The organism is Rhizobium sp. WYCCWR 11146 (assembly GCF_013591995.1).
Taxonomy (GTDB): domain Bacteria; phylum Pseudomonadota; class Alphaproteobacteria; order Rhizobiales; family Rhizobiaceae; genus Rhizobium; species Rhizobium indicum.
The window spans coordinates 41,914-61,409 of record NZ_JACCEY010000003.1 but is presented as its reverse complement, the minus strand read 5'-3'; the positions used below and the strand labels follow the sequence as shown (position 1 = coordinate 61,409).

Here is a 19,496-nt window from a genome sequence, read left to right as displayed (position 1 = left end):
GAGGGCAACGCGAGATTCTTCGATGACAAACGTGTACCAAGGCCGTGAACAGACTGAAGCAAAGCATTTCATTCTGCGGCGATATCTGCAGACACTAGCCTTTAAGACGCTGCACGGAGGCTGGGCTACACTCGCCTACATTGACGGATTCTCCGGACCTTGGAAGTCCCAGGCACTCGACCACTCCGACACGTCCTTCATGATCGCGGTCGAAGTCTTGAAAGACGCCCAGGCGAAGGTCCGTCAGGCAGGAAAGCGACCACGCATCAAGTGCTTCTTCGCAGAAGAGGACCGGGATGCATTTACCCAACTTCAGGCAGCGGTGGCACCGCATCACGATCCCGCGAACGGCTTCTTTATCGAGACGTTCAACGGGAAGTTCGAAAATGCTGTCGGCCAAATCCAAAAGACAATGGCAAATTCGTTTGCTCTCACGTTCATCGATCCGACCGGATGGACCGGTTACGAGTTCGACAAGATAAAGCCGATTTTTGAGCACGCACCAGGCGAAGTGCTTCTCAACTTCATGTTCGACTTCGTCAATAGATTTTCCGCGTCCTCGGACTTGGCAACCTTGGCGTCGTTCGACGGCATCCTCGGTGCCAATTGGCAGGAGCGGCTGGATCGTTCACTGCCTAGAGAAGTGGCGTTGATGTCTCTGTTTACCGAGCAGTTTTGGAAGGCGGGGAAATTTGAATATGTGCTCAACACCCCTATCGAAAAAATATCCGATCGTACTCATTTCCACATTGTCTACGGGACTAGAAGCGCGGAGGGACTGGCAGCCTATCGGGACGTTGAGTACGCCGCCCTGAAAAGTCACGGTATGCGACGGGCGGCGGCTCGCGAGGAAATCCGGGAAAGCAAGACCGGGCAGGCTGGCCTGTTCGGAGCAGCGGAAATGGCTTCAATGGCGGAAATCTCTATGGAAGCGCAGATCACGAGTATCAGGAACAAGGCCAAGGATTGGCTCCGCGAGCAACTGCCAACATGCCCCAAACCGTTCAGTGAAATCTGGCCACCAATGCTGGACAAATTCATGTTGAGAAAAACGGATGCCAAGCAGGTCTGCGTCGAACTTGGCAAAGCAGCAGAGATCAAGGAGACTTGGAGGCTCAACAGGTCTAAGCGCCGTACGCCCGACGACACTGACCGCATCGAGCCGATCTAAGCCGTGGTCTCGGGCATATTGTCCCAAGTTCTGCCGCGATATGAGCGTCCAGTTTTCTTCTTGTTGTGCCCACCCCACTGCTTAAAGAAGAAAGCGGCGTCGGCATCCGAGCACATATCGAAGATTTCGTCGATCCAGCTTGCCTCCATGGGACGTGCCTTCGGGCCGGATTCGCCCCCTACAATAGCCCAGTGAATGCCTTCAAGACTGCCGGCGGATACTGAGCCTATCAGCGGCTCAAAGGACACAAAGCGTATAGCAGCGGGGACTTGTCTCAGTTCATCGAGACGGTGAATTACCTGGCCGTCTTCCACGCTCGTGCCGAGCCAAACGTTGGGCAGCAGATCAAAACCATCCTTCAGGCTGGCAGCCATTCTGTCCGGTCGCTTTGTTAGAACTTGGTATGTGTGCCGAGGCGTCTCCGACATAACCGACCAAACCTTGCGGACAAAGCTAACGGGGACGTCTGGATGGAAAAGGTCCGACATGGAGTTGACGAAGACGTTCCGCGACCGAGACCAAGTCTTTGGGATTTGGAGGGCATCCTCATCGAGATAGAGCGTACCAGTCCACTTCGGTCGACCGCCACTCTTGCGTGTCAATCCCTTGTATTTTTCAACTCCCATCGCTTCCAGACGCGCAGCCATGCGCATAGCATAGCAATTCGTGCAGCCTGCGCTCATGATCGAGCAACCCGCAACCGGATTCCAGGTTGCATCTGTCCATTCGATAGTCGTCTCTGCCATAACGCGCTCCCCGCTATTTTGAGAGTGTCTCGCAGCTGGTAAACAAACCCGTAAAGGCCGCATTCCCGCCAGAGGCCGGGGTTTAATCCGCTCTACATAATCGCTAACCGGAGCCAAAGCTTGCTCCGCCGGCTACCACAGGCTATTGCCGAGAACACGAGCTACACGGCCGAGTGTTTATGATGAATCTGATCAAGTCAAAGAAGCGGGTTGCCGACCACGGAGAGGTGTTTACACCTCCGTGGTTAGTCGAAAAGATGCTTGATCTCGTCAAGGGCGAGACAGAACGTATCGACTCCCGTTTCTTGGAACCGGCCTGCGGCAGTGGAAACTTTCTTGTTCCCATTCTGCAACGCAAGCTCGCGGCTGTGGAGCTGAAATTCGGGAAGTCTGATTTCGAAAAGCGTCACTACGCCCTACTGGCATTGATGTGCGCCTATGGGATCGAATTGTTGGCCGACAACATCGCGGAATGCCGCACGAACATGTTAGAGGTATTCGCGGACTATCTCAACTTGGATGAGGTAGACGACCTCTATCACGCCGCATCTTTCGTGCTGTCGCTCAATCTTGTTCACGGCGACGCGATGACCATGCGCGATACGGACGGCGCACCTATCAGCGTGGTGGAATGGGGTTATCTCGGCAAAGGTAAGTTTCAGCGGCGTGATTTCCGACTGGACGTACTGACGGGTATGGCAAGCTTTAGTGCGCAGGATTCGCTTTTCGCCCATCTCGGAAAGCACGAAATCTTTACTCCCGCCAAGATATACCCTCCCGTCACAGTGCGTGATTTGGCGGGTGGAGATATCTCGGGGGGAGCCGAATGAACATACAGGCCGGTTTTACCTTGCGGGGCCGTAACCCCGATGTTCTGACCTGCATTGCCAACCTTTCCAACGACGAGGTGTTTACTCCGCCGGAGTTCGCCAATCGGATGCTGGATACACTGGCGCAGGCTTGGGCCGCGCGTCACGGTGGAGCGGACATCTGGAGCGACAGCTCGGTGCGCTTCCTCGATCCCTGCACGAAATCAGGTGTATTCCTACGCGAAATCACAGGACGACTGATAAGAGGGCTGGAGGCGAAAATCCCAGACCTGCAGGCGCGCGTGGATCATATTCTAACGCGGCAGGTGTTCGGCATCGGCATCACCCGACTGACTAGCTTGCTTGCGCGGCGCAGCCTTTACTGCTCGAAGCACGCGAATGGTGAGCATTCGGTGGCGAAAACATTTGCCAACGACGGCGGCAACATCTGGTTTGAGCGGATTGAACATTCGTGGGCAAACGACAAATGCAGATTCTGCGGTGCCAGCAAGCATTCGCTTGACCGTGGCGAGGGGATGGAAACCCACGCCTATGCTTTCATTCACACCGCCCACATCAAGGCTCGGATCGCCGAATTGTTTGGAGACGATATGCAGTTCGATGTCATCATCGGCAATCCACCGTATCAACTGGATGACGGAGGCTTCGGCACAAGCGCCGCGCCAATCTACCAACTGTTTGTCGAACAGGCGCTTGCGCTGGAACCCCGATACGCAGTCTTCGTCACGCCGTCGCGGTGGATGGCTGGAGGCAAGGGTCTCGACAAATATCGCGAACAAATGCTGCAAGACAAGCGGCTGCGGAACATCGTGGATTATCCCAAGCTCTATGAAGCTTTTCCAGGCGTGAAAATTCGTGGTGGCATTTCCTATTTCCTTTGGGATCGGGATCATCAGGGGCCGTGCGAGGTGCAAACAATCTGGGACGGCAAGCCCACTGGCCCTGCCGTGGAGCGTTATCTTGGCGCTTACGATGTGTTGGTACGTCGAAATGAGGCTGTGCCGATTTTGGAGAAGATAAGGGCCAAGGGCGAGCCAACGCTTGAGTTGCGGGTATCGAGCCGTAAGCCGTTCGGCCTTCCCACCAACTTCAAGGGCAAGACCTCAAACAATGGTATGCAGTCGCCAGTAAAGTTGTTTGCCAACCAACGCATCGCGTGGATCGAGCGCTCTGACATCCCTGCGAACACTGAATGGGTGGATGAATGGAAAGTGCTCATGACCCGTGTTCAGGGCACCAGTGCGGCTATTGAAACAAAGTTCCTAAGCAAACCGATCATCGCCGAGCCAGGTACGGCCTGCACAGAAACTTATCTTGTGGCGGGGCATTTCGACACCGAGCAAGAAGCTGAGAATTTTGCGACCTATCTGCGTACTCGTTTCGTCCGATTCCTCGTGTCTTTGCGCAAGTCCACTCAGGACGCGCCGAAGCATGTTTATGCCTTCGTGCCAGATTTGGCCCGCATGCAGGAGTGGACCGACACCAAACTTTACCAGCGATATGGGCTTAACCAAGAGGAGATTTCATTCATCGAGGCGCAGGTCGCCGCTCACCAGGACGCCTGGGCTGACGAAGTGCTTTCCGACGATGATGCCGATGCATAAACCCACCATTGAGGAAATCCTCGCCGTCAAGCCGGAAGCCCGGCTGCGCATTTACGCGTGGACGCCAAACGATCCCCCTGCGTCCTATGTCGGGCTAATCAAGGTTGGCCAGACGACGCGGGAAAACGTCAACGAGCGCATCCGCCAGTCCCAAGGACAAATGCAGCAGGCCTACACCCTCCATGTTGATGCTCTGGCCGAGCGCGAGGATGGCACGATCTTCCGCGACATGGACGTGCGCCAACGCCTTATCGAGAGAGGGTTTGAGAACGTAGTTATCGGTGCGTCTCGCGAGTGGATGCGCTGTTCACATGGAGACGTCAAAACCGCAATCGTTGAATTGCAAAAGGGTTTGAGGCTAAGCGGCACTCACAATGAAACCTTCCCTCCGCGTGAGGAGCAGGCGGTGGCTGTCGATCAGACCTACGCCTACTATCATTCCCGCTGGCAGCAGGACGCAAACGCCGTCCCGCGCTTCCTTTGGAACGCGAAGATGCGTTTCGGCAAAACATTCACCGCTTACCAGCTTGCCAAGAAACTCGGCGCGAAGCGGGTGCTGGTGCTGACCTTCAAGCCCGCCGTGGAGGATGCATGGCAGACCGACCTTGAATCGCATGTCGATTTCGACGGTTGGCAATACCTAAACAGCGGGCGCGATCCGAGCCAAATCGACGACGACAAGCCAGTGGTCTATTTCGGATCATTTCAAGACATGCTCGGGCGCGACAAAGCCGGGAACATCAAGGCCAAAAACGAATGGCTCCACGCGGTCAAGTGGGACCTCGTTGTGTTCGATGAATACCATTTCGGCGCATGGCGCGAGACTGCCAAGGAACTGTTCGAGGGTGAAGATGCGGCGGTCGCCAAGAAGGAAACGAGTCTCGAGTATGCCCCCGATCTGCAAGAGGTGAACGAAGACCTTGGCGTACTTTCGGAGAGCGAGGTGGAGTTCCTGCCCATCACCACGCGGGCATACCTTTACCTTTCCGGTACTCCATTCAAGGCCCTCGCAACCGGCGAGTTCATTGAAGAGCAAATTTTTAACTGGACCTACACGGACGAACAGCGCGCGAAAGCGGAGTTTGCTGCCCGCAATCCGGGCAAGCGCAACCCCTATGGCGCACTGCCGCAAATGCGGTTGTTGACCTACCAGATGCCAGATGAGTTGGTAGCAATCGCCAGCGCTGGAGAGTTCGATGAATTTGACCTCAACGCTTTCTTCGCCGCCACGGGGACAGGTGACAGGGCGGCGTTCAAACACAAAACCGACGTCCAGAAGTGGCTCGACATCGTTCGGGGCGGATATGCGCCGCAGACGGTTGAAGGCCTAAAATCCGGCACGCGGCCGCCGTTCCCCTATTCAGACGTGCGGTTGCTCCCCTACTTACAGCACTCATTCTGGTTCCTGCCCAACGTTGCTGCCTGTCATGCGATGGCGAACTTGCTCGCAGAGCGGCAGAATGTCTTCTGGCATGAATACGATGTGGTCGTGGCGGCGGGAAGTTCGGCAGGGATCGGGCTCGAGGCATTGCCGCCCGTCCGGCAGGCTGTCGGCAGCGGTTTCGACACGAAGACGATCACGCTTTCCTGTGGCAAGCTGACCACGGGCGTGACGGTAGCGCAATGGTCCTCGATCCTGATGCTCCGCAATCTGAAATCACCGGAGACTTACTTTCAGGCCGCGTTCAGGGTGCAATCGCCGTGGTCAATCAAGAATCCCAACGGCGATAATCCGAACGAGGAAGAAATACTCAAGCCCGTATGCTTCGTGTTCGATTTCGCGCCGACGCGAGCGCTGCGACAATTGTCGGAATACGGTATCGGTCTTTCTCCGGGGGAGCCAAACCCCGAGAATGCAGTGCGGGAACTTGTCTCCTTCCTGCCCGTTCTGGCCTACGACGGCGCGAACATGACGCAGATCGACGCGGGCGGCATCCTCGATATCGCGATGGCTGGAACCTCTGCCACGCTGCTCGCCCGCAAATGGGAATCGGCAATGCTCGTGAACGTAGACAATGACACGTTGCGTCGCGTCTTCGATAATCCAGAGGCGATGGCCGCCGTCGAACGGATCGAGGGCTGGCGGGCGCTGGGCGACAACATCATCGAAACCATCATCAACAAGAGCGATAAGGTCAAGGAACTCAAGAACAAGGCGAAACACGGCGAACTGACCGCAAAGGAAAAGAAAGAGCTGAGCGACCAGGAGAAGGAATACAAGTCCAAGCGCAAGCTCGTGCAGGAAAAGCTCATCAAATTCGCCACCCGTATTCCGGCCTTTATGTATCTCACGGATTTCCGCGAGAACACGCTACAGGACGTGATCACCAAACTGGAGCCCGACTTGTTCCTAACCGTCACGGGTTTGACCGTGGCCGATTTTCACCTTCTGGTGCGACTCAAAGTTTTCAATACCGAACGGATGAACGAGGCCGTTTTTGCCTTTCGTCGTTATGAGGATGCCTCCCTGCGCTACACGGGCCTCGAAAGCCACGCAGGACTGACCCATTACGGGCTCTACGACACCGTTGTCGCCAAGGAGCCTTCGTAATTCGCGTTTTATCTTGTAGAGCGCCCGCTCAGCGCAAGACTATCTTCTCGTCAGGCTGGACACCCTCAGCGGTACACGTTCCGCACGGGATTGTGGGGAAGTTCATAGAATGCTGATGCGGTTGAAGATGGCGTGTCGGCTCAGCGCGCGTTTATTGGGACTGATGACCCTGCCAATTGTACTTTCTGCCTGCGGTGACGATAAGCCGAAGTCACCTTACGACACTTCCTACGAACTCTGCATGTCATATCCGGCCACCCGGGCCATGCCACAAGACGAGCAAGTGGGGCACTGCCACGAGGTCGCATACAACCTGGTGTACGGCACGGGCACAACGACTGAGACTAAGCCCGTCGATCCGAGGGAGCAAAGCAACACCAACGCTTTCAACCTTTGCCGAGCCATTGACGGCATGGGGGACGCAGCGGAACCCTGTCGCGTGTCTGGCCGGGATGTGGTTGTCGTCATGCCGATGAACCCAGTCGAAGCCAAGAAGTTCTGCCTGGGAGCAGCCTCAGAGATGCAAAAGGCCGGCGGGAGGTTTGAGCCCGGCTGGACGCTGCGGATCACATCACCTTACAGCAATGGCAACAATACCGCCTCCTGCGAACTCTGAGCGCATTCGCTCGAATCAGGCCGAACTGATTCGAGACGCTGATTCATTCGACAGAGGTGCTCCATTTCCCTCCGATTTTTCGTTGCAAAAAGGCAACAATCGGCCCGCGAAAATGTGACGAAACACATATGCATTTACTGACACCAAAGCAGTTTTTTTGGCTCGGGCATCTTTACTTCGAGAATGCTCGTCGCGACCCTCTCCCATGCATAGCCATCGACAGGGGACAGGTCATGAAATTGAGATACGCGTTGGTGAACGGGGAACGGCAGGAAGCGCAGCCGAAGCTTCGAGGGAGCTGCCCGAACTGCGGTTGCGATGTAGTCTCCAAGTGCGGGCAGCTGCGGATATGGCACTGGTCGCATAAGCAGAAGCTGGAATGCGATCACTGGTGGGAGCCTGAAACCGAATGGCATCGGAAGTGGAAAGCCTTGTTTCCCGACACCTGGCAGGAAGTCATCCATGTCGCCGATGATGGCGAACGTCACATCGCCGACGTGAAGACCGACAGAGGCCTTGTCGTCGAACTTCAGCACTCTCCGATTTCTCCCGAGGAGCGCCTTTCGCGCGAGAATTTCTACAAGGCGATGGTCTGGGTCGTGGACGGCCTGCGATACAAGCTCGATCTCGAATCTTTCAGATCGGCGGTGGCTTACGGCACCATCTTGCGAGACGACCCCCTTTACGTGGACCCACATAAGGAGACCGGAATCTTCCGGCGCTGGGCTCCTTTGCGAACTCACGTTTTCATCGACTTTGGGAACGAGCAGTTCAATGTCGCGGGCTGTCCGCTGCCTGAACCAGTTCTCTGGCAGTTCCTTTTGCATCCCGAAAACAAGACCATCGTCATCGCGGCAGTCACGCGCGGAAGTTTCCTTGATTTTTGCCTCAGCGGCGGCGAATTGCGACACCTTGCCGTGACGCGTAGCGTGCCGTTAAGAACAGCATATCGGCAAATTCGAACACCACGGGCGGGGGGTGGGCGATGGAGGATGTGACGGGCTGATACCGACTTGGAAACGAGGCTCGATGTCATTCCCAGGATGCTCCCTCACCCACTTATCGATCCTCCTTTTCTCTCGGCGTGAGACGGCTCATCTCGATGAGTGTAGCATCGATCGCGAATGTTCCCACTTTCTTATGCGGGGGCATTGCTGGGGGCATGATGCCGCGAGCCAGGGTAAGGCCAGCAAGGCTGGCGCGAGCATCGAAAGCATGAAAGTTAGAGCGCTTGACGGGGGAAGATTTGTACGTACCGCCATGGACGATTTTCGCGGGCCTCGGGGCGCTTGACCGCCGCGATCTCAGCAACCTCATTGCTAGCTTTGAAGCGACGACCTTACTCTCGATGTCCATGGATCGGGTTAGCGATATCAAGTCGCGCTTTCAAAAAGTTGGCCGAGAAACCGAAACAACCGCGTTTGCACGCCGTTTGAAAGATGCCGCAGATACCCTGTTCGCGTCGGGAGCGTCTGAGCGCGCATTGCGAATTCGCCTGTGGGTGAGAATGGCCGAGGCTCTCGACATCGATGCGTCGCTCCCCCTGTCTACCAAAAGAGCCAACTCGACCGGTGCAGGTGCAGCCTTCAAAGCGGCAGCGATCATGGGCATGCCTGTCGCAGACGATGATGACGGCATTCCGCGAAGCGGATTTCAAAAAGCTTGGCGTACCGTAAAATCCATCCGGGGCCGGCCGCATGAGGATTTCGCCTTCCTCGTCGCCAACCAGGCTCAACTCGTAGCCAAGGCGGTTGCCGAAGCGGCCGATTCAGGCGGGATGCCCGAACAGCTCCAGAGCGCCCTCGGCGAACGTATCCGGGATCATGAAGCTTGCCGCCTGAACTCCGCGATGACGCAATGCGAGACTCACTGAACTCCGGAGACAGGGCCGCTCTTGCGGTCCTGGCGACAGGTACTACGGCCTTCTCCATTGGGGTCGGCGTGAACCTGGCGGGCTTCAGCGCCTACATACTTGCCGCCCAGGCGTCGGCATTTATTCCGTTCATGAGCGGACCTGCGGTGGTGTCGACGCTTTTCATGCTCGCAAACCCACTGTTCACGCTTCCTGCTATCGTTGGAATTGGCTATCTCGCAAATCGCCATGTCAACGGCGGGCAAGCCGCAAAGCTGGCGGCAATCGTTGCAGTCCAGTTGGCGTTGCGGGGCCTCTCAGCGGAGCGAGACGGTTTGGCAGTAACGGTAAATGACTTCCGGTCCGCTACTGACGATGATTTCACGTCGCTCCCCGTAAACGTCAAGTCCGATACGCTGTCGCGCATCGCAGAAGTCAACAGAATAACGGGTTCGCTATTCCAGCGGCTCCCTGGCGAGTTCAAGCCCGCGACACCCGTTTCCAACCGTTTCGGGACCCTGCTCGAAAGGGTGCTATCGAGAAAGCGCGAAGATGCGGCGGAGGTCGCCGCCGTTGCCGGCCTCACTGTCGGGGACATCATTTATAACGCCGTGTCGATCGACCCCATGGTTCTCGCCGCTGCGGATTTCTCGCGGGCCCAAGATATCGGGGACATCTTCCAGTTCGGAGCGTTCGCCGAACGGGTGGGATCGATGACGGCCGCCGCCGCCGCGGGAGCGGGCAATAACCTTCGAGGGTATGTTTCCGAGCAGTTAGTCGCGGCGCGTCTCGCTGAGATCGGCTATGTCGTCAGCTTTCCCGCAACCTCCAACAACCCAGGGTTCGACCTACTGGTTGACGGAGTGCCGTTCCAGGTGAAGTGCCTGCAAAGCCTCGACGGATTGCGGGAGCACTTCGCGAAGTACCCCGATATGCCCGTGTATGCTAACTCGGAATTGGCGGAGGCGGTTGTCGACAGTGGCGCGTCGTGGGCGAAGATGGTCTTCTATGTGGATGGGTTCGATCGCGAAATCGCCGATCTCATCATGACTACGTCGATGGAGGCGGGCCAGGCTCTCGGAGATTTGAATGTCCCCTATTTCGCCATGGCTGCCTCCTCGGCGCGGAATCTATATCGCGTTTGGCGGGGACGGATTCCATTGTCCGACCTTCCGCTCTCCGTGGTGATGGATGCCAGTGTTAAAGGCGGTCTTTCGGCCATAGGCGCTCTGTCGGGAAAAGCTCTTGGTCTTCTCGCATTCGGCCCCGCAGGAGCACTTGTACTTGGTGGCGTCGGTGGCGTTGGCGCTTTGGCTGGGGCCGGGTGGACGCGAGACCAGGCTTCTCGTCTTCTCTCCTCGGAATGGCTTGCCGATCTTGGCATGGCCACTGATCGGTTTCGAAGGGCGATGCTGACGGCAATTCGCTCAAAGATCGAAATGCTTCGGAAGAAGCGCGGCCAAGTTCCCAGCACCGTTCAGGACTTAGGGAACTGGATCGATGCCAGGTTCGCGGACGACATCGTTTACCTGGGAGAGGTCGCATACGAACTCGAAGCCATGATTCCCACCCTCTCTCAGCCCGGGCAGGCGCGTGCATGCATTTCTGCCATGGATGCCGCGAAAGTCCACCCGCTCGCTGTCGAGGCGGAATTGGCCGAACTTCTGGAACTTTGCGGCGCAGAGCCCTCGAAAACCCGGTCCGCTGGTAAGAAGGCCGTGCAGGCGTGGGCCTCGATGAAATCGAAGTTGCCCTTTGGAGCGTAGGTCATCGCGCATGGCACCGCCCGGTGGACATTACCATTGAGCAGAATTGTTTTATGAAAACCCATTCTGCGGACAACGCCCGCCGTACCTCGATCGATATTGCCTCGGCCGACTAGGCAAATTTGCGCCGTCTGCTGATGGTGGAACCTTACAAGCGTTCACGTCGTAGAAATACGCCCACGGGTTAACGCAAAAGCCCCCAGCTTTCCATCAATGGAAGCTGACAACCAGCCTGTTCGAGACAATGCCAGCGCGCCGGGCCAGGGTTCCCCTGGAGAGTGAAATAAAAATATGCGGCGTGATAATATGTGATCGAAGGGGAGTGACGGTTTGGGTCCCTCAGGTTTGCCGATTTAAGGCAGAGCACATCTAAATAAAAACGGCTGCGGTACGGACCGTTTTAAACGACTAAAGTTACTCAAGCGCGTGCTCACTGTTGCTGAGGCGACTATTAAAATCGCTCAGTTTTGGTCTACTTGCAGCCTTTATCGAGAACATCGTGGTTGCCGACCCTCACAATCGGAGTATCCGGATTCCGGTTTCTGCCCGTTCTCGGGGCTCGTGGATCGAACACAAATACGAAGTCGCTATCTCGTATCCCGTAGGCGTTATAGAGATCGTTTTTTCGACCGAATGTTATTCCGTAAAGTTCTCGCCCACCCGATGAACCGAGACGTGTGGTTCCAATATCCCGCCCATCACGTAGTCGAACCATTAGATGTTTAGCGCAAACTTTGTTTCCGTCCCTTTTAAAGGCGGCGATCATAAACATATCATTGTCCCGACCTAAGCGGACAAAAACACTATGCTCACCTTTAATTATATCACCGGCGGCAATAGAGTCGCCGGCCTGATAGGCGGCGATATTCTCGGTGAAAATGCTTCTGTTGTCGATCGTGAACGAAATACTTGCTGCATCATATTTTGTGTCGATTCTTAGTACCTCGGCACTAGCCGAGAAAGCGGAGAAACCCAGGACTACGGCAAACGGCAGCGTGCGTGTGGCAGCGAACATCTCGCTCCTCCGTTGTTTGAAACAAATTCGGTTGGAGGTACCCCTCCGGGTCTAGTCGCCATGCGTTAAGTGGGAAGACACTACATCCGGAATGAACATTAGTACAATGTAAAATACTTATATTCTCTCATACCGTGTGGCTGGGCGATCATGGCCAGTCAGATTTTGGCATGCTGCCGCGTCGCTCGGTAAGAAGCCCCTCTGCGGCCGCACATCGCCGTCTCAGCAGGACGCGCGGCTCCTCCCCAGGAATCAAGCGGCTGAACAAAATGGCCGACGACATGATGGAGAACGACCCGTACTCCGAGGCGCTGCTGGAGGAACCCAAGACACCGCCCGCTGGAGCACGACGAAAGCGTTCCCGCTGCAAACCGCGTGTCGCGGCCAGCGTGAATCACCTCGCCAACGTCTATGAATCGCCATTTAATATGTTTGTGGTCTGCACCCAGAGGATTCCGACAAGAAGACGGTCCGGGAGGTGGCCGATAACATCGACAACGTGGACGTCGGTGTGAGGCAGATACTTTTCAAACTGACAGGTGACGTCTACAACCCGCCTAAGGAGATGCCGACTTATATCGTTCGCAGGGCCCTCACCCACTCTTTTGAAGCTGTCCATCGGGGCGTTCACCGTTCTTAGAGCTGAGACTTGACCATTCAGACTGAACAGAACGAAATGACGTGTTCCCTACTGAGAAGTCACAAAGAAACCGACAAACCGTACTGCATCTACCGCCCCCGTCTTTGGTCGGAAGCGGTCGAATTTCTTGGCCGCTTCTGGTGAACCGAAAACCCGCTCGAGGCGGAAATTCCGTTACCCGAGGATCGGGCCTTTCGGTTCCGGCGAGATTCCGATGCCCTTCATCTTCTGTGCCTCCCAATGTTCCCGGGTCTGTTTGGTCTTGGGAATAGGGCGGGCAACTGCTCTGATCTCGTCGTTGAAGTCCTTGAACTGCGGAGCGGGGCGGCGGTCCTCAATCTTGGCAGTGGCGCAACCTTCGGCGATGGCTTCGCGGATTTTCACACCGTGAATTTCGTCCATGACCTGGCCGACGCTGTTGGGGAGATCATTCTGCCGGACATGGTGCCATTCGACCGTTTCGCCGCGGGCCTTTGAGATCGCGTAGATGACCGAAAGCGGACCTTCGGCTGCGCTGCCTCCGAGGGCAACGATAGCAGACTTCGGAACGCCCTGTGGGATGCCATCCTTCTGTGCGAGGCTCATGCCATCGATCGGCGCTTCACAGACATAGACACGCTCGGCCGTCATAGGGTCACCCATGATGACGGCTCTGCGCTCCGATCCGTAGGCCATCTTATTATAGGGAACGACTTCGCCATGCTTGTCGATCATGGTCGTCGGTCCACGACGGATGGTGCCATAAAGGTTGCCAGCAATGTCGGCCATCTGGAACATCACGCCGCCTCTGTTCTGACCGTCGCGTGTGTTCTCTCCTTCGCAGCGGAAACCGTTTCGGAAGTAGGTCTGCGTTTCCTTCGTGATGCCGCGACGCGTCAGCAGGTAGCCGCTGACGGCTTCCTTCGCGCCGTCCCAAATGTCGCGCAGCGGTTTGAACTTGTCGGAAAGATAGATCGAGGCAGAAAGCCGTTCGTAGACCTGCTTCGCCGTTTCTTCGATACGCGGCTCGGCCTGCTTCCGAGGCGCAGGCTTGCCATTATACTGCGACCGCAACTTTGCCGTATCGTAGTGCTCGCGCAGGTAAACGCAGGCGTCGTGAAAACTGCCCTTCGTGATATTCTTGTCAACGAAGTTGCGAATGTCGCCCTTGTTGGTAGGCTCTCCGACAGTCCAATAAGCCCAACCGCCATTGGCCTTCGCATAGACCTTGAATTTGGTCGATCCGCTCTTCGCGTCGTATGCCGTTGAGCGCCCGCCTTTCGGGTCGTTGCTCTTCTCGCCCTTCCGGTTCACCTCAAAGCCGTGATCCGCTAAGAAATCGAGCATGTTGCTAGTCATGATGACGTGCTTCTCGTTATCGTCGAGAGGCGGTTCTTTCTTGACGACAGCCTTCACAGCGTTCTTGTCGTTCATCACCGCAGCGCGGTTATCGGTCTTTACGATGTCATTCATCTTCGCATCGAGCTTATCGGCGTGGGCGTCCATCGCACCGCCTCCGTAGCGTCCCGAACGGTTCGCATAGGGTGTCTTAGCTGCCTTGCCTTGGGCTTCCTTCTTTGCCTGCTCGGCAACGCGCTCCTGAAATTCCATGATTTCCTTCCCCTCGTTGGCGAGCAGCCCCTGCTCAACCTTTTCAAGGAATTTTTTGGGACCACCAAGAAAGTCACAAGCATTCTTCTTGCCGCCGATCTTCGAGCATTCTGCAATGAATTGCTTCATGATCTCTTCACGGGTCGATACGACTTCCGGTTCCGCGTCCGCCTGACTGGTTGCGCCGCTCTTCGTCAGCGCGAGGACAATGCCCTTCTTCACCCCCAGCGAGCTGCCAATGCGTGATCCGTCCAGGATCGTCTCGAAGTGTTCCTTGTGCCGGGTTCCGGCGACATAGGTTTCTTCGGCCGTCATTGCATGGGTCGCCAGGTTGACGAAGTTGCGGCAGGTCATCCCTTGGGTCGCGTAGTAGGTCATGCAGTAGGCAACGGCGATCTTGAGCGTAACCTTGTCCTCGTCATCCTTGCGGAAACCTACGAACTCATGAGGCTGGAAACGGATAGTCCGGCCGTCATCCCATTTGACGGTGATGAACGGTTCCGCCTTGTTGAAGCTCTCTTCGATTTTCAGGATCGTCCCGAACGAGTTGTTAGCGTACTTCTGGCCTTTGAACTTCACGTTCTCGCCCGTGATGATCCGCATCCCTTCCATGATCGCAAGCGGCTTCACAGCGGCTTCCTGCCCGCGCTCGATAGCCTTGATTTCGGTGATCTCACCGTTAATCTCACTGTTCGCCCTCATGGCTTCGATGATCATGTTATTGATCTTGCGAACGACTGCGTTTCGCGGGTTCCCGATTACGGGCGCAACGCCGTCCTTGGCGCGTATCTCGAAATATCTCCGAACGGCCTTCGTGGTGGCCGCCTCGAAGTCTTCCACAATGTCGATGCAGCCGCGCTCGTCGTATGCCGTGATGGCTTCCTCCATCTTCATGTTCGCGAAGTTCAAGGACGCTTCCCGCATCCAGTCGTAGTTCTGCCGATTGATCTTCTCCAACCGGACACCACCGATCAGCGCAAGGCTCGCCTTGAAGGGTGCGCCCGCACCCACCGGGGGGAGCTGGCCATCGTCCCCGACAAAGACAAGGGTCCGCATATTCGACTTTTTTGCCAGCTGTTGCACCTTGATGAATTCGCCGCTTGCGACCATCCCGGCCTCATCCACGATCAGGATGTCTTTGGGGCCAAGCTCGATCTTGCCCTGTGCGTCGGCATAGTTGATGCCTGGAACGGAGAAGGCTCGCTCGAGAGCAATGCCGATCTCCTGACGAAGAACATCGACGGCGCGGTTTGTCGGCGCTGCGATCCAGACCTTATAGCCAAGGCGCTCTGCAATATCGTTGACAGCCTTCATGGCGGTCGTCTTGCCAGTTCCGGCCAGCCCTTTGCCGATCGTCATCTGGTTGACGCCGAAGATTGCGTAGATGAGGTCTTTCTGCTCGTCCGTGAACTCCCACGCCTCTCCCGACCCGTCGTTTTTGGGGATACCTTCCGCGATCCTCTCCGCAATCACTACGAGAAGGTCTGCCTCCCTATTGCCCTGCATCGAGCGCGTGAGCTGAAAGCTCTCATGCTCTTCCTTGAGGATGTCGAGAGAGGAATATACCGGGGTCTTTGAGCGGCCGACAGCGCCGATCTGAATGAGGCTGCTTTCCTCCTTCGCCCGGCCGTACAATTCCAACGCATCTTCGGCGTCCATGTGCGTCTGCACTTCTTCCAAGAAGGCAATCATATAGTTGCGCTCTTCGAATGCGCTTTCTGTTTCAAGCACCTTCCTCAAGGCTGCGCTTTTGACTTCTTCGAAATCGTAACGCGGGCGTTCTTCGGGGATTTCGTAGCCCATGCGCTCGGCTTCATCGAGTCGCGTCTTCCAATCCCGCTCCAACTCCCGAGCATTGACTTTCGCGGTCATGTCGATGCCTTCGATCAGGCTCTTGAAGTCAATCCCATGTGCGCGACCTTCTGTTTCCCAAAGATGGTATAGCGTTTCGATCGACGGCAAGTATTCCTTGTCCTCGCGAGTTTCGTATGCAGCCACCTGGGCCATCTGCCTGTGGTTGGCGGTGCCTTCAACACCGCGCTCTTTCATCCACTCAAGGACTTCCTTGCGGCGCTTGCAGAAGGTCTCCGTGATCTCCTCCCCAATACCGTCTATGGTGATGTTTCGACCGTCGCGGGAAATCGAAACATTGAGCCCGAGCTCCTTCATCCTCGCGGAGAAGATGCTCGCCAACTTCGCACGGTAGAGTGCCGACGCAGCCCCTCTCCAAAGCGTGTAACCGTGGTTATCGAGCGCACCATATGAGCCGTCCTGGCGACGGCAAAGGTTGATCAGGACGTTGTGCGTATGGACCTGCATGTCGCCCTTGCGGGATGTGAAGTGTTCGAACTGCATGAAGGCCATGCTGTCGGGAGTTTCACGAATCTTGCTGCCTGTGCCGCTGCGTGTCTCGAAGCCGCCCTTCTCGCAAAGCCAATTGAGCGAGTAGTCGTTCGCCTCCCGATGAGCCTCGGTAACGGCGTTCGCCACGGCCAGCGCAAGCGGGTTTCCGGTGCGGTGATATTCGGCCATCGCGAAACCCTTTGCCATCGAGAAGCGCTTAGGAGCGCTGTTTGTGGCATCGAAAGCGATGTAGGCATTAAGGCTGTTGCGCGTGAAATACTCGTCGCCCGTCTCCGGGTTCCGAGCTTGCGACAGCTTCTCGGCAACACTGAAATCTACCCGTTCGCCGTGGACGACGGACTGGTGGATTGTCGAAGAGCAAAGGGCAGGAATGAAGTAGCGGCCGAAGCTCTCGGCGCTGTGCGTCTCGTTGTCGGTCCCGCCGTAGTAACCAAGTTCACGCCGACTGTCGGCGTTCTGATCTCGGTAATACTGAAGGCTGGTAACCGGGACAGGGCGTTGATCCCACATTATCGGTCACCCTCTTCAAACGGCAGGTCTTCGAAGTCGGAAAGGTCGCGGCGCACGTCCATAACGTCGTCAGCGAAAACCTCATTGGCAATATTGGTATCGCCGCCTGCGAGCGCGATCCGATAGTCCCGCTCACGACGGGCGATGAACTCTCCGATGCGGTCCAAGCTGGTGAGAATCGAGGAATGAAGGCTTCGAACTTCGTTCATGTCGGCTTCGATTTTCTCGAGGCGATCGCCAAGGGAGACATGCGTTTCGATAGCCTTCCTCACTAGCGTTCCCGGCTCCATACCTTTTACGGCTGCAACCTGCTTGATATATTCGACTTCGTGAGTTGGAATGGTAATCCGCAGTTCGGATGTGTCGGCGGGTTTGGCTTTTGGAGGTCTTCCTGCTTTCTTCTTCGTCTCGCCTGTCACCTGGGTTTCCTTATTTATTCCGACCGCAAAACCCATATTTATCAGGCATCCGCGTAATTTATCACCGACACAATATATCGCTCGGAGAGCTTATTGTGTCCCGAGAAAAGTTGATGATGCCTATCGGCGTTTTCGCCGTCAATAGGGAGGAAGAAACTTGGATCGCTGAGTAAATCCATGTTTGATAACTGATTAACTCCCCAATGTACGCATGATGCAACAGCCCTCTTGCAATCATGCCTTCAGTCTTCGAATTCTATTGTGGTCTTCTGTGGGAAGCAGATTGTTACATGCGGTGGGATTTCCAAAAGTCGCCTCTGCGGAAGGTATCGTAAGACGCTTGGAGCAGGCATGTGTGAAGTCCTTAGATAGAAATTGGAAACCAATTATTCCATCGGCGGATTGACGTTAAAGGACCCAATGGGGCACCATGCCAATTAGTGAAGAAACCCGAGATTGGAGGTGGGATCAAATGACAGAAGGACTGAGTGCATCGAAGTTAGCGGAAGCCCTGAACAAGGCCGCAGAGAACTTCGTGCCGAAGAGTAAGGGGACGCTCGCTGCGCAGCTTGAGAACCCCGAAGTGAAAGAAGCCGTCATCAACATGCGTCGCAGGGGAATGACTGCGGTTGATATAGTCGGCGTCCTCAAGGCGCTTGGCATTGAGACCACCCCTTCTTCTTTCAACTCAACATTTGGGCGAATTCTTCGGAAGAGCAAAGGCGGAAGCGATCCGAAGCCTAAGAAGGAGCGCAAGGTGTCCGGCTCTGCGGATACGGCTGCAACTACCTCGGGATCACCGGAAGGAAACGCAAGCGGATCGCCTAAACCATCCGGCAGCAAGGCCGCAAAGACAAGCGAAACACCGACCGCGGCAAAGTCCGCTGTCAACCCGGCATACCGAGACCGGAAGTCCCTTTAACACGAGCCAATCAGTAGAGAGTAAACATGGCAAACACGAATGCGGCAAAAAAGGAAGCATTGGCTTCCACGTTCATCCACGCGACGACGGCTTCCGATAAGGGCGGCGTCGGCAAGTCATTTTGGGATCGCTTCAAGATCGAGTTCCTGCGGAAGCTTGGCAAGGAAGTCGCGGCTTACGATACGGACGGCGGCACTGGCTCCCTCGCCCGCATCCTTGGGCAGCGTGATCAGAACGGCGAGCTTCTACCGCCCGAGGATCAGGACCCCCTCATCGGCGTGAAGTCCTTCAACATCCGGAAGCAGCGCACCCGGGATGAATTCCTCAACACTGCTGCCCTCCCCGCTTCGATCGTTCAGCTCGATCTTCCGGGCGGCGGCTTCGATGCGATTTCGGAGATCGCAGACGGCGGCGGCGAAAGCCTGCTTGGCGTCTTCCAGGCCGTCATAGATGAAGGCCGGACGGCTGTAATCGATCACGTGATCCACCATGAAGATGAAAGCACAGAATCGGTCGCCCGCTATCTGGATGCTACCGAAGGTCTCCCGGTCATCCACTGCGCGATCCTCAACATGCGCGATGCGGACAGCAAGGCCGACTTCGAAATGTGGTTTGGCTATATCGACGAGAACGGCGAGAAGATCGGTGGGCGTACCCGTGAACGTCTGCTCGCCGCCGGCGGCTTCGAGATCATCATGCCCAAGCTCGCCTCGGGCGCTGCGTCCCGCATCAAGCGCTACAGTCTGACCTTCGAGGCGGCTGGTGAAGATCGTCGTCTCACGGTCGCACAGCGGGCGCAGGTCAAGCGCTGGCACCAGGACATGACGAAGACGATCATCGACTGCAAGCCCTTCCGGAAACTCTACGATATCTAATCCCAAGAACACGAAAGGAGGTGCG

At 56.2% G+C, this 19,496-nt stretch carries 14 protein-coding genes; 10 read left to right on the top strand and 4 right to left on the bottom strand.

Annotated elements, in window-relative coordinates:
* The first annotated feature begins 22 nt into the window (after window positions 1-22).
* A complete protein-coding gene (gene tcmP / locus HX899_RS01330) occupies window positions 23-1,171 on the top strand; it encodes a three-Cys-motif partner protein TcmP (protein ID WP_181291513.1) in 1,149 nt (382 codons plus the stop codon).
* On the opposite strand, the gene HX899_RS01325 is transcribed toward tcmP, so the two are convergent.
* The gene (locus HX899_RS01325; RefSeq protein WP_181291512.1) at window positions 1,168-1,917 is read right to left on the bottom strand and encodes a DUF5131 family protein; all 750 of its coding nucleotides are present in this window, start codon (window positions 1,915-1,917) and stop codon (window positions 1,168-1,170) included. The genes tcmP and HX899_RS01325 overlap by 4 nt on opposite strands.
* A 182-nt stretch (window positions 1,918-2,099) precedes the next feature.
* Between HX899_RS01325 and HX899_RS01320 the strand changes: the two genes are divergently transcribed.
* The 7 genes from HX899_RS01320 to HX899_RS01295 all read left to right on the top strand — a co-directional run bounded on the left by HX899_RS01320 (window position 2,100) and on the right by HX899_RS01295 (window position 11,136).
* Window positions 2,100-2,747: an N-6 DNA methylase gene (locus HX899_RS01320; protein ID WP_181291511.1), complete on the top strand. Its 648-nt coding sequence runs from the start codon at window positions 2,100-2,102 to the stop codon at window positions 2,745-2,747.
* The gene (locus HX899_RS01315; protein ID WP_181291510.1) at window positions 2,744-4,351 is read left to right on the top strand and encodes an Eco57I restriction-modification methylase domain-containing protein; all 1,608 of its coding nucleotides are present in this window, start codon (window positions 2,744-2,746) and stop codon (window positions 4,349-4,351) included. Before HX899_RS01320 ends, HX899_RS01315 begins: the two co-directional genes overlap by 4 nt.
* Window positions 4,344-6,902 (top strand): DEAD/DEAH box helicase family protein, encoded by a 2,559-nt coding sequence (locus tag HX899_RS01310; protein WP_181291509.1) that lies wholly within the window; start codon window positions 4,344-4,346, stop codon window positions 6,900-6,902. Before HX899_RS01315 ends, HX899_RS01310 begins: the two co-directional genes overlap by 8 nt.
* A 109-nt stretch (window positions 6,903-7,011) precedes the next feature.
* Window positions 7,012-7,518: a hypothetical protein gene (locus HX899_RS01305; protein ID WP_181291508.1), complete on the top strand. Its 507-nt coding sequence runs from the start codon at window positions 7,012-7,014 to the stop codon at window positions 7,516-7,518.
* Window positions 7,519-7,751: 233 nt separating this feature from the next.
* The gene (locus HX899_RS01300) at window positions 7,752-8,516 is read left to right on the top strand and encodes a competence protein CoiA (RefSeq protein WP_181291507.1); all 765 of its coding nucleotides are present in this window, start codon (window positions 7,752-7,754) and stop codon (window positions 8,514-8,516) included.
* A 248-nt stretch (window positions 8,517-8,764) separates the two neighbouring features.
* Window positions 8,765-9,391: a hypothetical protein gene (locus HX899_RS34905; RefSeq protein WP_246697048.1), complete on the top strand. Its 627-nt coding sequence runs from the start codon at window positions 8,765-8,767 to the stop codon at window positions 9,389-9,391.
* A 68-nt stretch (window positions 9,392-9,459) separates the two neighbouring features.
* Window positions 9,460-11,136: a hypothetical protein gene (locus HX899_RS01295; protein ID WP_246697047.1), complete on the top strand. Its 1,677-nt coding sequence runs from the start codon at window positions 9,460-9,462 to the stop codon at window positions 11,134-11,136.
* Window positions 11,137-11,608: 472 nt separating this feature from the next.
* Here HX899_RS01295 and HX899_RS01290 read toward each other — a convergent pair whose 3' ends face one another.
* The 3 genes from HX899_RS01290 to HX899_RS01280 form a co-directional block, all read right to left on the bottom strand.
* Window positions 11,609-12,151 (bottom strand): hypothetical protein, encoded by a 543-nt coding sequence (locus HX899_RS01290; protein ID WP_130824657.1) that lies wholly within the window; start codon window positions 12,149-12,151, stop codon window positions 11,609-11,611.
* An 814-nt stretch (window positions 12,152-12,965) separates the two neighbouring features.
* Complete coding sequence (mobF, locus tag HX899_RS01285; RefSeq protein WP_181291506.1) at window positions 12,966-17,255, bottom strand: MobF family relaxase; 4,290 nt, start codon at window positions 17,253-17,255, stop codon at window positions 12,966-12,968.
* Complete coding sequence (locus HX899_RS01280) at window positions 17,255-17,674, bottom strand: hypothetical protein (protein WP_181291505.1); 420 nt, start codon at window positions 17,672-17,674, stop codon at window positions 17,255-17,257. Before HX899_RS01280 ends, mobF begins: the two co-directional genes overlap by 1 nt.
* Window positions 17,675-18,146: 472 nt before the next feature.
* On the opposite strand from HX899_RS01280, the gene HX899_RS01275 reads away from it, so the two are divergent.
* Together HX899_RS01275 and HX899_RS01270 are read left to right on the top strand one after the other, a co-directional pair.
* Window positions 18,147-18,596: a hypothetical protein gene (locus HX899_RS01275; RefSeq protein ID WP_181291504.1), complete on the top strand. Its 450-nt coding sequence runs from the start codon at window positions 18,147-18,149 to the stop codon at window positions 18,594-18,596.
* A 26-nt stretch (window positions 18,597-18,622) separates the two neighbouring features.
* On the top strand, window positions 18,623-19,471 hold the full coding sequence (locus tag HX899_RS01270) for a hypothetical protein (protein WP_181291503.1): 849 nt from the start codon (window positions 18,623-18,625) through the stop codon (window positions 19,469-19,471).
* Window positions 19,472-19,496: the final 25 nt, after the last annotated feature.

What these genes read in the sequence shown, in the direction of transcription:
- tcmP (WP_181291513.1), top strand. Translation starts at nt 23, where the DNA reads ATGACAAACGTGTACCAAGGCCGTGAACAGACTGAAGCAAAGCATTTC.
- HX899_RS01325 (WP_181291512.1), bottom strand. Translation starts at nt 1,917, where the DNA reads ATGGCAGAGACGACTATCGAATGGACAGATGCAACCTGGAATCCGGTT.
- HX899_RS01320 (WP_181291511.1), top strand. Translation starts at nt 2,100, where the DNA reads ATGAATCTGATCAAGTCAAAGAAGCGGGTTGCCGACCACGGAGAGGTG.
- HX899_RS01315 (WP_181291510.1), top strand. Translation starts at nt 2,744, where the DNA reads ATGAACATACAGGCCGGTTTTACCTTGCGGGGCCGTAACCCCGATGTT.
- HX899_RS01310 (WP_181291509.1), top strand. Translation starts at nt 4,344, where the DNA reads ATGCATAAACCCACCATTGAGGAAATCCTCGCCGTCAAGCCGGAAGCC.
- HX899_RS01305 (WP_181291508.1), top strand. Translation starts at nt 7,012, where the DNA reads ATGCTGATGCGGTTGAAGATGGCGTGTCGGCTCAGCGCGCGTTTATTG.
- HX899_RS01300 (WP_181291507.1), top strand. Translation starts at nt 7,752, where the DNA reads ATGAAATTGAGATACGCGTTGGTGAACGGGGAACGGCAGGAAGCGCAG.
- HX899_RS01290 (WP_130824657.1), bottom strand. Translation starts at nt 12,151, where the DNA reads ATGTTCGCTGCCACACGCACGCTGCCGTTTGCCGTAGTCCTGGGTTTC.
- mobF (WP_181291506.1), bottom strand. Translation starts at nt 17,255, where the DNA reads ATGTGGGATCAACGCCCTGTCCCGGTTACCAGCCTTCAGTATTACCGA.
- HX899_RS01275 (WP_181291504.1), top strand. Translation starts at nt 18,147, where the DNA reads ATGACAGAAGGACTGAGTGCATCGAAGTTAGCGGAAGCCCTGAACAAG.
- HX899_RS01270 (WP_181291503.1), top strand. Translation starts at nt 18,623, where the DNA reads ATGGCAAACACGAATGCGGCAAAAAAGGAAGCATTGGCTTCCACGTTC.